General features: G+C 71.1%; 10 protein-coding genes and 2 pseudogenes. 8 read left to right on the top strand and 4 right to left on the bottom strand.

What is annotated here, in order from left to right; genetic code table 11:
• Positions 1 to 309 (bottom strand): annotated as a pseudogene (locus tag V7E45_RS32470) (hypothetical protein); the annotation flags it as partial.
• 185 nt (positions 310 to 494) lie between these two features.
• Here V7E45_RS32470 and V7E45_RS32465 point away from each other — a divergent pair.
• From V7E45_RS32465 to hutH, 3 genes are all read left to right on the top strand, one after another.
• The gene (locus tag V7E45_RS32465) at positions 495 to 1,289 is read left to right on the top strand and encodes an enoyl-CoA hydratase/isomerase family protein (RefSeq protein WP_333777820.1); all 795 of its coding nucleotides are present in this window, start codon (positions 495 to 497) and stop codon (positions 1,287 to 1,289) included.
• Positions 1,290 to 1,384: 95 nt separating this feature from the next.
• Entirely contained in the window at positions 1,385 to 2,536 is a 1,152-nt protein-coding gene (locus V7E45_RS32460) for a GGDEF domain-containing protein (RefSeq protein ID WP_333777819.1), read from the top strand.
• Positions 2,537 to 2,622: 86 nt separating this feature from the next.
• Positions 2,623 to 4,161 (top strand): histidine ammonia-lyase, encoded by a 1,539-nt coding sequence (hutH, locus tag V7E45_RS32455; RefSeq protein WP_333777821.1) that lies wholly within the window; start codon positions 2,623 to 2,625, stop codon positions 4,159 to 4,161.
• A gap of 64 nt (positions 4,162 to 4,225) precedes the next feature.
• On the opposite strand, the gene V7E45_RS32450 is transcribed toward hutH, so the two are convergent.
• Positions 4,226 to 5,020 (bottom strand): hypothetical protein, encoded by a 795-nt coding sequence (locus tag V7E45_RS32450; protein ID WP_333777818.1) that lies wholly within the window; start codon positions 5,018 to 5,020, stop codon positions 4,226 to 4,228.
• Positions 5,021 to 5,062: 42 nt separating this feature from the next.
• Positions 5,063 to 5,410, bottom strand: a complete 348-nt coding sequence (locus V7E45_RS32445) for a hypothetical protein (protein WP_333777816.1) — start codon at positions 5,408 to 5,410, stop codon at positions 5,063 to 5,065.
• Between the two features lie 109 nt (positions 5,411 to 5,519).
• Here V7E45_RS32445 and V7E45_RS32440 point away from each other — a divergent pair, with 109 nt between their 5' ends.
• The 4 genes and pseudogenes from V7E45_RS32440 (at position 5,520) to V7E45_RS32425 (ending at position 11,185) form a co-directional block, all read left to right on the top strand.
• Positions 5,520 to 5,867: a hypothetical protein gene (locus tag V7E45_RS32440; RefSeq protein ID WP_333777815.1), complete on the top strand. Its 348-nt coding sequence runs from the start codon at positions 5,520 to 5,522 to the stop codon at positions 5,865 to 5,867.
• Between the two features lie 218 nt (positions 5,868 to 6,085).
• A complete protein-coding gene (locus V7E45_RS32435; RefSeq protein ID WP_333777814.1) occupies positions 6,086 to 7,333 on the top strand; it encodes a L,D-transpeptidase in 1,248 nt (415 codons plus the stop codon).
• A 94-nt stretch (positions 7,334 to 7,427) separates the two neighbouring features.
• Positions 7,428 to 7,640 (top strand): annotated as a pseudogene (locus V7E45_RS32430) (ABC transporter ATP-binding protein); the annotation flags it as partial.
• Positions 7,641 to 7,882: 242 nt separating this feature from the next.
• A complete protein-coding gene (locus V7E45_RS32425; protein WP_333777813.1) occupies positions 7,883 to 11,185 on the top strand; it encodes a S8 family peptidase in 3,303 nt (1,100 codons plus the stop codon).
• Positions 11,186 to 11,344: 159 nt separating this feature from the next.
• On the opposite strand, the gene V7E45_RS32420 is transcribed toward V7E45_RS32425, so the two are convergent.
• Positions 11,345 to 12,241: a helix-turn-helix domain-containing protein gene (locus tag V7E45_RS32420; RefSeq protein ID WP_333777812.1), complete on the bottom strand. Its 897-nt coding sequence runs from the start codon at positions 12,239 to 12,241 to the stop codon at positions 11,345 to 11,347.
• Positions 12,242 to 12,410: 169 nt separating this feature from the next.
• Here V7E45_RS32420 and V7E45_RS32415 point away from each other — a divergent pair, with 169 nt between their 5' ends.
• The gene (locus V7E45_RS32415; RefSeq protein ID WP_333777811.1) at positions 12,411 to 13,454 is read left to right on the top strand and encodes an NAD(P)-dependent alcohol dehydrogenase; all 1,044 of its coding nucleotides are present in this window, start codon (positions 12,411 to 12,413) and stop codon (positions 13,452 to 13,454) included.
• Positions 13,455 to 13,572: the final 118 nt, after the last annotated feature.

Below are 13,572 nucleotides of genomic sequence, written 5' to 3'. Positions count from 1 at the left end.
GGGGGGTGTCGTGCCCACGCGCAGGACCGAGGTGCCCGAGGACGGGGTCATGGGGCGCGCGTGGTGGCCCGGGGGTGTCGCGGCCGTGGTCGTGGCGGCGGTCGGGTCGAGGCGGGGCTCCGCCTCCGCGGTGCCCGGGGCGCCGACACCGGCGTCCGGTGCGACGCGCACCAGGCTGAGGACGCCCGCGGCGAGCGCCAGGCCGCCGGTGGCGAGCAGCACCTTGCGCGGGTGGGGCTTGCGGTGCCGGCCCCGGGCGGGGGTGTGCGGTCCCTGGTGTTGGTCCGACTGTGCGCGTATCGCTCTCATGACGTTTCCTCCCCGCCGTGGCGGAGCGCACGCTATGCGCTCTCGTGGGCGGTGTGAGGCGAGACGGCCGGGATGTCACTCGAACGGGTGTAGGACCGTTGGCGGGGCCGGCTCTTTCCCGGGGCGGGGTACGGCTGCGATGATCGGGCCGTCAGTGAGTTAACCCGCGTTAACCGGAGGGTGTCATGAGCGAGGAGCGGTTCGGGGAGTTCGTGCTGGTGCGGCGGCACGGGCACGTGGCGGAGCTGGTGCTTGACCGGCCCAAGGCCATGAACGCCGTCTCCACGGAGATGGCCCGCTCCGTCGCGGCCGCTTGCGCGGCGCTCGCCGCCGACCGGGACGCCCGCGTGGTCGTGCTGACCTCGTCGCACGAGCGTGCGTTCTGCGTGGGCGCCGACCTGAAGGAGCGGAACTCGTTCAGCGACGCCGACCTGGTGCGGCAGCGGCCGGTGGCCCGCGGGGCGTACACCGGGGTGCTGGAGCTGCCCATGCCGACGATCGCGGCCGTGCACGGCTTCGCCCTGGGCGGCGGTTTCGAGCTGGCCCTGTCCTGCGATCTGATCGTGGCGGACCGCACGGCGGTGGTGGGGCTGCCGGAGGTCTCCGTCGGCGTGATCCCCGGCGGTGGTGGTACGCAGCTGCTGCCGCGACGGGTCGGGGCGGCCCGCGCGGCCGAGCTGATCTTCTCGGCGCGGCGGCTCGAGGCGGCCGAGGCCGCTGAGCTCGGCCTGGTGGACCAGCTGGTCGAGGAGGGCCAGGACCGCGAGGAGGCGCTGGCGCTCGCGGCGCGGATCGCCGGGAACTCGCCGGTCGGCCTGCGGGCCGCGAAGCGGGCGCTGCGGCTGGGGCACGGGCTCGATCTGCGGGCCGGGCTCGAGGTCGAGGACGCGGCGTGGCGCTCGGTGGCGTTCTCCGGGGACCGGGCGGAGGGCGTGGCGGCGTTCAACGAGAAGCGCCGGCCGGAGTGGCCCGGCGAGTGACCCTCGGCCACCGCGGGCGAAACATCTGCCGGGCATTTCCACCTGATCGCCCCACTGATGTCCCCAATGTCCTCATTTCTTCCTAACCTGGGGTGATGGCTGAGGACAAGCGGCTCGCCGCTGTGGTGGCGCTGGCCCAGGGGATGGCGGCGGCGCGCACTCCGCGTGAGTCGTGGCGGGCCGCCGCCCTTGGCGCGTGCCGGGCGCTGGACGGCAACTTCGCCGCGCTGTCGGTGTGGGAGCGGGAGCTGGGACGGCTGCGGGTCGTCGTGAACGTCGGGGAGCGCCGCCCGGACGAGGAGGAGTTCCCGGAGGCCGAGGCCTATCCGGTGCACCAGTTCCCGGAGATCACCGAGTTCCTGCACGAGCGGTGGGCGGGCGGCGGCGGGCCGAACGCGTGGGTGGAGACCGCCGAGGGCACGGCGGCCGGCACCCCCGGCTACTTCCACCAGCGGGTCGCCGCGCTGCGCCGCAGGGGCCGCGGCTGCTGTGTCGTCGCCCCGGTCGTGCTGCACGGCCGGGCCTGGGGCGAGCTGTACGTGGCCCGCGCGATCGCGGTGCCGGTGTTCGGGCGGCCGGACGCCGACTTCGCCACGGTCCTGGCCGCCGTCGTCGCGGCCGGGCTCGCGCAGACGGAGCGGCTGGAGGAGGCCCACCGGCTCGCCTTCACGGACGCCCTCACCGGACTGGCCAACCGCCGCGCCGTGGACATGCGCCTGGAGGAGGCCGTCGAGCGGCACCGTACGGACGGCGTGGTCGTCAGTCTCGTCGTCTGCGACCTCAACGGGCTCAAGCGGGTCAACGACACCCTCGGGCACGCCGTCGGCGACCGGCTGCTGGAGCGGTTCGGGTCCGTGCTGTCGCTGTGCGGGGCGATGGTGCCGGGCGCGTTGGTGGCGCGGCTCGGCGGCGACGAGTTCTGCCTGCTGGCCGTCGGGCCGCCCGCCGACGACGTGGTCAAGGCGGCCGAGGAGCTGTGCCGCCGGGCGGCGGAGCTGGAACTGGGCGAGGGGGTGGCCTGCGGGCTGGCCTCGACCGAGGACGCCATCGGGCCCGTGCGCTCCGCGCGCCGGCTGTTCCGGCTGGCCGACGCGGCGCAGTACCGGGCCAAGGCCATGCGCGCCGACCGGCCGGTGGTGGCCGGCCGGGAGGGGCCGGACGACCCCGTCGTACGCCTCGCCGACGAACCGCCGGGGGAGTGGGCCGACCGGGGCGAGCGGCGGCGCTTCCGCGGGCGTCGGCCGTGACGTGAAGCACAGGGATCGGTAAGGGTCACTCCGGTTCCCCACTAGTGACATCAACGCATTCAATGCGTACGCTCCTGAATATGGATATGCACACTGTGGTGGTGGGGACGTCCGGGGTCACGGCGTCCGACGTTCTCGCCGTGGCGCGTGGCGGTGCCCGCATCGAGCTTTCGGCGGAGGCGGTGGCGGCCCTCGCGGCGGCCCGGGAGATCGTGGACGCCCTGGCGGCCAAGCCGGACCCGGTCTACGGCGTCTCCACCGGCTTCGGTGCCCTGGCGACCCGGCACATCAGCCAGGAACTGCGCGCCCAGCTGCAGCGCAACATCGTCCGCTCGCACGCCGCCGGCATGGGCCCGCGCGTCGAGCGCGAGGTCGTGCGGGCCCTGATGTTCCTGCGCCTGAAGACCGTCTGCTCCGGGCACACCGGCGTCCGGCCCGAGGTCGCGCAGACCATGGCCGACGTGCTGAACGCCGGGATCACCCCGGTCGTGCACGAGTACGGCTCCCTCGGCTGCTCCGGCGACCTGGCCCCGCTCTCCCATTGCGCCCTCACCCTCATGGGCGAGGGGGACGCCGAAGGCCCCGACGGCACCGTGCGGCCCGCCGGCGAACTGCTCGCCGAGCACGGCATCCAGCCCGTCGAGCTGCGCGAGAAGGAGGGCCTGGCCCTGCTGAACGGCACCGACGGCATGCTCGGCATGCTGGTCATGGCCCTCGCCGACCTCGACACCCTCTACAAGTCCGCCGACGTCACCGCCGCCCTCAGCCTGGAGGCGCTGCTCGGCACGGACAAGGTGCTCGCGCCCGAGCTGCACGCCATCCGCCCGCATCCGGGCCAGGGCGCCTCCGCCGCCAACATGCTGGCCGTGCTGGAGGGTTCGCAGCTCACCGGCCACCACCAGGACGACGCCCCGCGCGTGCAGGACGCCTACTCGGTGCGCTGCGCCCCGCAGGTCGCCGGCGCCGGGCGCGACACCATGGCGCACGCCCGCCTGGTCGCCGAACGCGAGCTGGCCTCCGCGGTCGACAACCCCGTCGTGCTGCCCGACGGCCGGGTCGAGTCCAACGGCAACTTCCACGGCGCCCCCGTGGCCTACGTCCTGGACTTCCTCGCCATCGCCGCCGCCGACCTCGGCTCCATCGCCGAGCGCCGCACCGACCGGCTGCTGGACAAGAACCGCAGCCACGGCCTGCCGCCGTTCCTCGCCGACGACGCCGGCGTGGACTCCGGACTGATGATCGCCCAGTACACGCAGGCCGCCCTGGTCAGCGAGATGAAGCGGCTCGCCGTACCGGCCTCCGCCGACTCCATCCCGTCCTCCGCGATGCAGGAGGACCACGTGTCCATGGGCTGGTCGGCCGCGCGCAAGCTGCGCACCGCCGTCGACAACCTCACCCGGATCATCGCCGTGGAGCTTTACGCCGCCACCCGAGGCATCGAACTGCGCGAGGGCCTGACCCCGGCGCCCGCCTCCCGGGCCGTGATCGAGGCCGTGCGCGCCGCCGGTGTCCAGGGCCCGGGCCCGGACCGGTTCCTGGCGCCCGACCTGGCCGCCGCCGACGCGTTCGTGCGCGGGGGGCACCTGGTCACCGCCGTGGAGGCGGTCACCGGGCCGCTGCGCTGACCGCGGACACCGGGTACGACGCACAGGAAGGGCCCCGCCGCCGTCGACGGGGCCCTTCACCGTGTCACTTCAGCTTGGCCGCCTGCGCCTTGATGACCGGGGCCGACACCGTGTAGGCCTTCTTGCTCATCATCGCGCCGATGTTGACGGTGGTGTACGTGGCGAGGGTGTTCCCGTGCCGCACGACCTCGGCGTGCAGCGGCATGGCGCCGTCCTTGCCCGAGTCGTTGACCGCGGTGAACGCCACCGACTCCTCACCCGTGCCGGAGGACTTCTCCTCGGCCACCCCGGTGAACTTGCCCTTCTCGCCGTCCTGAACGCCGGAGAAGCCGCTCGAGCAGGCCTTGACGGCGTCGGAGACCGACTTCAGGGCCGCCTCGGCGCCGTCTCCGTCGTACGAGGCCAGGGTGACCACGGTGACGTCGAGGTCCATGGACTCGCCGAGCGCGTCCTCGAACTTGCCGTCGGCCAGGTCGTCCAGGGAGGTGGCGTCGTCGGTGGGGTCCTTCTTGTCCTCCGTCGCCATGCGGCTGGTGTTCGCGGCCGGTTCGCCGGGGGCGATGCCGGTCAGCGCCCGGAGCACCGGATCGCACCGGGAGTCCTCCGCCTTGACCTTGTTTTCGGCGGGGATGCCGCCCTCGACGGAGCCCACCTTGAAGCCGGGCACCTCGCCCTTGGCGATGATCCGCTGCTTCAGTTCCGCGGCGCTCAGCGCCTTCGCGGCCGGCTTCCCGCCCTTGCCGCCCGAGCCGTCCCCGGAGTCCTTGGAACCTCCGTCGGAACAGCCCGTGATGAGGGCGAGCGACAGCGCTCCCACAGCCGCGGTGGCGCACAGCCGCACACCCGATGATCTCTTCATGGCCGGACTATGCGTGTTCTGTCAAAGGATCGTCAAGTGATATTAAAACCCGAGGCGTTCACGGCGCACCGAATACACCACGAAACCGGCGCCGACGGCGAGGAACGCGCTCCCGCCGATGACGTACGGGGTGGTGTCGAAGCTGCCGGTGTCCGCCAGCCGGGTGCCGCCGCCGGAGCCGTCCGAACTGTCCGTGCCGTCCGCGCCGCTGATCGACGCCGCCTCGGATATCGCCTTCGCCTGCTGTGTGACCTGCGATGTCGTGCTCGTGGCCGTCGTCGCTCCGGCCGTGTCGTCCTGGGATGCGTTGGCGGACGGGACGAACCACAGGGCGCAGAGCAGGGTCCCCGCGGCGGTGGCGGTCAGCAACGGGCGGCGAGCGGATGACACGGAATATCGATCCCCTTGTGACGCTGGCGAATTGGCCGTGTGGGGCGATGTTAGTGAAAGTCGCGGGTCACGGGAAAGTCACGGGAGGTTTCAGTCGTACGCTCCGGTCATGAACACGGAAGAGACATCACGGTTTGTGCGGCTTCGCGTGGAACTCGTCCTGGAGGTGCAGGCCGAGGACGAGCTGACCAAGGCCGCGCTGCGACGGCTTGCCGCCGACTCGGAGCTGCCCCAGGAGGAGCGGACCCACGCCGAGAGCGCTGTGACGGAAGACACCGCGGAGGCCCTCGCCTATCTCGTGGATCCGTTCGACCTGGTCAGCGAGGTACCCGGAGTCGAGCTCCAGCAGGCCTCGTGGTCCAGCGAGCGGGTCGAGTACGACCCTGACTCGCCCGACTGGGACATGGACGAGGATGATGGGGAGGACGACGACGAAGAAGAGGACGGCATCGGCTGAGCGTCCCGGGGCACCCAAGACCCCGGACGGCAACCGCCGTCCGGGGTCTTGTCGTCTCAGGGGGACGCTCGGACGACTTCCGTACCACCCGCCGCCGGCGGACGTGGTACGCCCCACACATGCCGGCCATGTGGCAAGGGACGAAGCGCTCGTAGCGTTGGGGTTCTGAACGGGGACTCGGGGTTTCCGCGATTTCAGCGACGATGGAGAAGCGTGTGATGACGGACAGTAAGCGGCGCAAGGGCCTGACGGTCGCGTCCGCACTGCTCGGCGGTGTGCTGGCACTCACCGGATGTTCGGGCGGCGGCGACGCCAAGGCCACGGACAACGGGGACACCTCACAGGCCAAGGCCGACGAGGCGGCGGCCAAGAAATCGTCCGAGGCCCAGATCACGATCACGCCCAAGGACGGCTCCGACAACGCCTCCATCAACAACTCGGCCGCCGTCGAGGTGGCCAAGGGCACGCTCACCGGTGTGACGATGACCACGGCCGACGGCAAGGCCGTCCCGGGGGCGCTGGCCGCCGACCGCAAGAGCTGGAAGCCCACCGGACAGCTGGAGCGCTCGACCACCTACAAGGTCGCCGCGGAGGCCAAGGACTCCGCCGGCCGGGTCGCCCACGAGAACGGCTCCTTCACGACGGTCTCCCCGGCCAACAGCTTCATAGGCAACTTCACGCCGGAGAACGGTTCCACCGTCGGCGTGGGCATGCCCGTGTCGATCAACTTCGACAAGGCGATCACCAACAAGGCCGCGGTCCAGAAGGGCATCACGGTCACCTCAAGCAGCGGCCAGGAGGTCGTCGGCCACTGGTTCAACGCCAACCGGATCGACTTCCGTCCGGAGGCGTACTGGAAGGAGAACTCCACCGTCACGCTGAAGCTCGACCTCGACGGCGTCCAAGGCGCCGCCGGTGTCTACGGCGTGCAGCAGAAGACGGTCACCTTCCACATCGGCCGCAACCAGGTCTCCTACGTCGACGCCAAGACCAAGCAGCTGAAGGTCACGCAGGACGGCAGGGTCGTCAAGACCATACCGATCTCCGCGGGCTCGCCGGAGAACAAGACGTACCAGGGCGTCATGGTGATGTCCGAGAAGTTCAAGGAGACGCGCATGAACGGCGCGACCGTGGGCTTCACCGACGACGACGGCAAGGGCGAGTACGACATCAAGGACGTACCGCACGCCATCCGCCTGACCAACTCCGGCACCTTCCTGCACGGCAACTACTGGGGCGCGAAGTCCATCTTCGGCAGCGTCAACACCAGCCACGGCTGCGTGGGCCTGTCCGACGCCAAGGGCGCGAACGACCCGAGCACGCCCGGCGCGTGGATGTACGACCACTCCCTGGTCGGTGACGTGGTGGTCATCAAGAACACCGGCGACAAGACCGTCGCCCCCGACAACGGCCTGAACGGCTGGAACCTGGACTGGGCGCAGTGGAAGGCCGGTTCGGCCGTCTGACACCCCGTCCGTGAACCCTCCGATGCCGCCCCCAGGGGCGGCATCGGCGTTTCCGGGGTGCGGCACAGCCTTCTCATGGTTCGCGCGCTCGTCAAAGCAGCCGAAGGTGCTGCTAGCGGACGAGCCGACGGGCAACCTCGACGAGGGCATGCGCGACGAGATCATGGACGTGCTCGAACGGCTCTGGAAGGAGCACGGCCTGACGTTCATCATGGTCACCCACGACTCGGCGATCGCGCGGAAGGCCCCGCGTGTGGCCACCATCCGCAAGGGGAAGATCACCGTGCGCGAGAACGCCGGCGCCTGACGCCGCATAACACCGTTCCGGCGCACGGGACTTCCCGATTCGGTAACGGTGTCTGCCCCGGCGCGTAACAGTTACGGGCAGCGCTTTCTCACCGTCCTCTCAACTCTTGAGCCGTCTGATCACCCCCCGGCATACTGCGTCGTCCGGGGGGTTGACGTACGTGTGTACGAGATCTCCCTCGGCCGGGCGAACGGGGAATTCGCCCGATACCTCATCTCCAGGGGGAGATCTTGCGCAGACAAGTGAAAAGAGCCGCTGCGGCCTCGGTGGCCACCGCCGCAGCCGTCGCCCTCGCAGCGGGTATGACCAGCCCGGCGTCGGCGAAGCCCGCGCAGCACGTGCAGGCCGCCGGCTCCTCGCTCACCGCCAAGCACCACGTCACCCTGATCACCGGGGACCGGGTCGCCCTCGACGCCAAGGGCCGCGTCGTCGGCCTGGAGCGGGCCAAGGGCCGGGAGAACATACCCATCCAGGTCCGCAAGGCCGACGGCCACACGCTGGTCGTCCCGGCCGACGCGGCCCGCCTGGTCGCCTCCGGCAAGCTGGACCAGCGCCTGTTCGACATCACCGAGCTGAACAAGGCCGCCACCCGCAAGGCCCAGAAGAACGGCCTGAAGGTCATCGTCGGTTACAGCGGCGCCGCCGCGGCCACCAGGACCGACGTCCGGGACGCCGGCACCCTGCGCCGCAGCCTGAAGGCGCTGAACGCGGACGCCGTGCAGACCCCGGTCAAGGACACCGCCGAGCTGTGGAACGCCGTCACCAACGGTGACAAGGCCGCCTCCGGCATCGCGCACGTCTGGCTCGACGGCGTCCGCAAGGCCGCCCTGGACACGTCCGTGCCGCAGATCGGCGCCCCCGTCGCCTGGGCCGCCGGCTACACCGGCAAGGGCGTGAAGGTCGCCGTCCTGGACACCGGTGTGGACACCACCCATCCGGACCTCAAGGACCAGGTGGTCGAGTCCAAGAACTTCTCGTCGGCCGCCGACGCCACCGACCACTTCGGGCACGGCACGCACGTGGCCTCCATCGTGGCGGGCACCGGCGCCAAGTCCGGCGGCAAGTACAAGGGTGTCGCCCCCGACGCCCAGATCCTCAACGGCAAGGTCCTGGACGACACCGGCTCCGGTGACGACTCCGGCATCCTCGCCGGCATGGAGTGGGCGGCCGCGCAGGGCGCCTCCGTCATCAACCTCAGCCTCGGCGGCTACGACACGCCCGAGATCGACCCGCTCGAGGCCGAGGTCAACAAGCTCTCCGCCGAGAAGGGCGTCCTGTTCGCGATCGCCGCGGGCAACGAGGGCCCCCAGTCGATCGGTTCGCCGGGCAGCGCGGACGCCGCGCTCACCGTCGGCGCCGTCGACAAGAAGGACAAGCTGGCGGACTTCTCCTCCACCGGCCCGCGGGTCGGCGACGGCGCCATCAAGCCGGACGTCACCGCGCCCGGCGTCGACATCACCGCCGCCGCGGCCAAGGGCAGCGTCATCGACAAGGAGGTCGGCGAGAAGCCCGAGGGCTACCTGACCATCTCCGGCACCTCGATGGCCACGCCGCACGTCGCGGGCGCCGCCGCCATCCTGAAGCAGGAGCACCCCGACTGGGGCTACGCCGAGCTCAAGGGCGCGCTCACCGGCTCCGCCAAGGGCGGCGACTACACGCCGTTCGAGCAGGGCTCGGGCCGTATCGCGGTCGACAAGGCCATCAAGCAGTCCGTGATCGCCGACCCGGTCTCGGTCAGCTTCGGTGTGCAGCAGTGGCCGCACACCGACGACAAGCCGGTCACCAAGGAGCTGACGTACCGCAACCTCGGGGACAAGGACGTCACGCTCAAGCTGACCAGCACCGCCACCGACCCCAAGGGCCACGCGGCCCCGGCGGGCTTCTTCAAGCTGGCCGCCACCTCGGTGACCGTCCCGGCGCACGGCAAGGCCGCGGTCGGCTTCACGGTCGACACCAAGCTGGGCGGCACGGTCGACGGCGCCTACTCGTCGTACGTGACCGCGACCGGCGACGGGCAGACCGTCCGCACGGCCGCCGCGGTGCAGCGCGAGGTGGAGTCCTACGACGTCACGCTGAAGTTCATCGGCCGTGACGGCAAGCCGGCGCCGTACTACGACGCCGACCTGACCGGTGTGGCCGGCCTGGCGAACGGCCAGTGGCTCAACCCGTACGACAAGTCGGGCACGGTGAAGGTGCGCGCGCCCAAGGGCACGTACATCCTCAACACCGCCGTCTTCGGCGACCCGCAGGACGCGAGCAAGGGCATCGACTGGGTCGCCCAGCCGAAGCTGACCGTCGCCAAGAAGCAGACGATCACGATCGACGCGCGCAAGGCCAAGCCGGTGGACATCACCGTCCCGGCCACGGGCGCCAAGTCCGTGTTCGCCTCGCCCGAATGGGACGTCACCATCGGTGACGGCCAGTACGGCTACGGCTGGTTCCTCGACACGTACAAGAACTTCCGCACCGCCCACCTGGGTTCGCAGCTGCCCGCCGGCACGCTGAGCCAGCAGTGGGACGGCCACTGGACCAAGGGTTCCACCGAGCAGTACGACGTCACCTCCGGCGGCCCGGTCAGGCAGCTCGCCACCGGCTACACCAAGCACTACAAGGCGAGTGACCTGGCCACGGTGAAGGCCCGGCTCGGTGCCTCCGCGAGCGGCAAGAAGGGCTCCGTCGCCGCCGTCGGCTGGCTGCCCGGCAGCTCCGGCGCCTCCTCCGTCTCCATCCCGCAGAAGCTGCCCGGCACGCGCACCCTGCACGTGTCCGCCAAGGGCGGCGTGAAGTGGGAGCTGGAGTTCGAGCAGGACGGCGGCCTCGACCAGGACGGCTTCCCGATCCGTGAGGCCGGCTACGGCCTGGGGGCGCAGTCCTTCACGGCCGGCAAGTCGTACACGAAGACCTTCAACACCGCGGTCTTCGGCCCGCACCTGAACGCCAACTTCGGTGTCTACCGGGACGGCAACCAGATCTACGGCATGCTGCCGCTCTTCGCGGACGGCGCCAAGCACGCCGGCTCCTCGCTCTTCACCTCGGTGAACACCACCCTGTACCGCAACGGCAGCAAGGTCGGCTCCAACCACGACCCGCTGTTCGGCGACGAGCCCTTCAAGGTCCCGGCCGGTGACGCCGCGTACAAGCTGACCACCTCGGTCAAGCGCTCGGCGAAGGTCGCCGCGGCCTCCTCGCGGATCGACGCCACCTGGACGTTCCGCTCCAAGAAGCCGTCGGGCGGCTCCGCCAAGCTCCCCGTCTCCGCCCTGCACTTCGGCGCCACGACCGGCCTGGACAGCCGCGTCGACGCCGGCAAGAAGGTCACCTTCCCGGTGACCGTCGAGGGCGCGGCCGCGGGCAGCAACCTGAAGTCCCTCTCGGTGTACGTCTCCTACGACGGCAAGACCTTCAAGAAGGTCACCGTCCGCGGCGGCAAGATCACCGTGAAGAACCCGGCCAAGAACAAGGGCATCTCGTTCCGCGCCAAGATCGCCGACAAGAAGGGCAACACGTCGACGATCACCATCTACGACGCCTACCTCGGCAAGTGAGCCGCCGGTAGGCCGGTGACCGGACCGGCGGGCCGACAGGCCGGCCGGTCGGGGACCAAGGACGGACGGCCCGCGGGAAGCTCCGCTTCCCGCGGGCCGTTCGCGTGCGCTGCCCCGCGTGCGCCCCGGCCGCGCCGCGGGCGGGGCGCACGGCGCGCCTCAGGCCGAGGGCACCGCCCGTGTCGCGTCCGTGCCCCAGCTGGCCAGCAGGCGCAGGGACTCCGCCGAGGCCGACTGCGGCTCGGCGTGGTAGGTGATCAGCGCCTGGTCGGTGTCGCCCGTCACCCGGAACGTCTCGAAGCGCAGCGAGAGGTCACCGACCAGCGGGTGGTGCAGCCGCTTCATGCCGTGACTCTTCTCCTTGACGTCGTGCGTCGCCCACAGCCGCCGGAACTCCTCGCTCTTCACCGACAGCTCGCCGACCAGAGCGGACAACCGGGGATCGTCGGGGTAGCAGCCCGCGTCCATGCGCAGCGCGCAGACGATGTCGATCGCCTTCTGCTCCCAGTCGACGAACAGCTCCCGGTACTCGGGCCGCAGGAATACCAGCCGGGCCCAGTTGCGGTCGGCGGCCGGCAGCAGGGCCCAGTCGCCGAACAGCGCGGCCGCCATCCGGTTCCAGGCGAGGATCTCCGCGCGCCGCCCGACGACGTACGCGGGCACGCCGTCCATGGTGTCCAGCAGCTGGCACAGGGCCGCACGGACCTGCTGCTGCCGTGCCACGGGCCGCTTCTTGTGCGCCTTCGGCTTGGCCAGGTGGGTGAGGTGCGCGTGCTCGGCGTCCGACAGGCGCAGGGCACGGGCGATCGAGTCCAGCACCTCGGCCGAGACGTTCCGTCCGTTGCCCTGTTCCAGCCGCGTGTAGTAGGCCACCGAGACCCCGGCCAGCTGGGCCAGCTCCTCCCGGCGCAGCCCCGGCACCCGGCGGTGCCGGCCGAAGTCCGGCAACCCCACGTCCTCCGGCTTCAGCCGGGCTCGCCGGGTGCGCAGGAACTCGCTCAGCTCGGCCCGCCGGTCAAGGGGCCGTCCGGCGGTGGCTTCCGGCTGTTCGTCCATGCGCCCAGTATTCACGGTCGTACGCACGCCAGCCTGATCCCGCCAGTGGTAGGCACAGCGGTCGTACGAAGAGATGTGGACTGGGTGGCCGGCCGGACCTGGGGCACGCTGGAAGACGTACCCGGCCGGAAGGCAGCCGGGCACGGACCACTGCTAGGAGAACCCCGGCATGACCACTGTTGCTGCTTACGCCGCGCCCGCCCCGAAGGCCCCGCTGGAGCGGACCACCATCGAGCGGCGCGCGGTCGGTGAGTTCGACGTCCTGATCGACATCGAGTTCGCCGGTATCTGCCACTCGGACATCCACCAGGCCCAGGACGGCTGGCGCCCCGGCATCTTCCCGATGGTCCCCGGCCACGAGATAGCCGGCGTCGTCTCCGAGGTCGGCTCCGGCGTCACCAGGTTCGCCGTCGGCGACCGGGTCGGCGTCGGCTGCATGGTCGACTCCTGCCGTGAGTGCGACAACTGCCGGGCCGGCCTGGAACAGTACTGCTCCAAGGGCGGCCCCACCTGGACCTACAACGACACCGGCAAGGACGGTGAGCCCACCTACGGCGGCTACGCGCAGAAGATCGTCGTCGACGAGAACTACGTCGTCCGCGTCCCCGAGGGCCTGTCGCTCGACGTGGCCGCGCCGCTGCTGTGCGCGGGCATCACCACGTACTCCCCGCTCCGGCACTGGAACGCCGGCCCCGGCAAGAAGGTCGCGGTGGTCGGCCTCGGCGGTCTCGGCCACATGGGCGTGAAGATCGCGCACGCGATGGGCGCCGAGGTCACCGTGCTGTCGCAGTCACTGCGCAAGAAGGACGACGGCCTCCGGCTCGGTGCCGACCACTACTACGCCACCGGCGACCCGGACACCTTCGAGGAGCTCGCGGGCACCTTCGACATCATCCTCAACACCGTCTCGGCCCCGCTCGACTTCGCCGCCTACCTGTCGCTGCTGCGCACCGACGGCACGATGGTGAACGTCGGCCTCCCCGAGGAGCCGGTGCAGATCGTCCTACAGTCCCTGTTCGGCAACCGCCGCAGCATCAGCAGCTCCGGCATCGGCGGCATCGCCGAGACCCAGGAGATGCTGGACTTCTGCGCGCAGCACGGGCTCGGCGCCGAGATCGAGCTGATCAGTGCCGCCGAGATCAACGAGGCGTACGAGCGGGTCCAGTCCAGCGACGTCCGCTACCGCTTCGTCATCGACACGGCCACGATCTGACGCTTCCCGCCCCACCCTGGACCTCGCGGCCCGGCACCTGGCCGACGGCAAGGGTCCCGGGGGGGGGGGGGGGGGGGGGGGGGGGGGGGGGGGCGGGGGGGGGGGGGGGGGGGGGGGG

This window comes from Streptomyces sp. IBSBF 3136 (assembly GCF_036815105.1).
GTDB lineage: Bacteria > Actinomycetota > Actinomycetes > Streptomycetales > Streptomycetaceae > Streptomyces.
The sequence above is the reverse complement of the archived record's forward strand: the minus strand, read 5'-3'. Positions and strand labels throughout refer to the sequence as shown.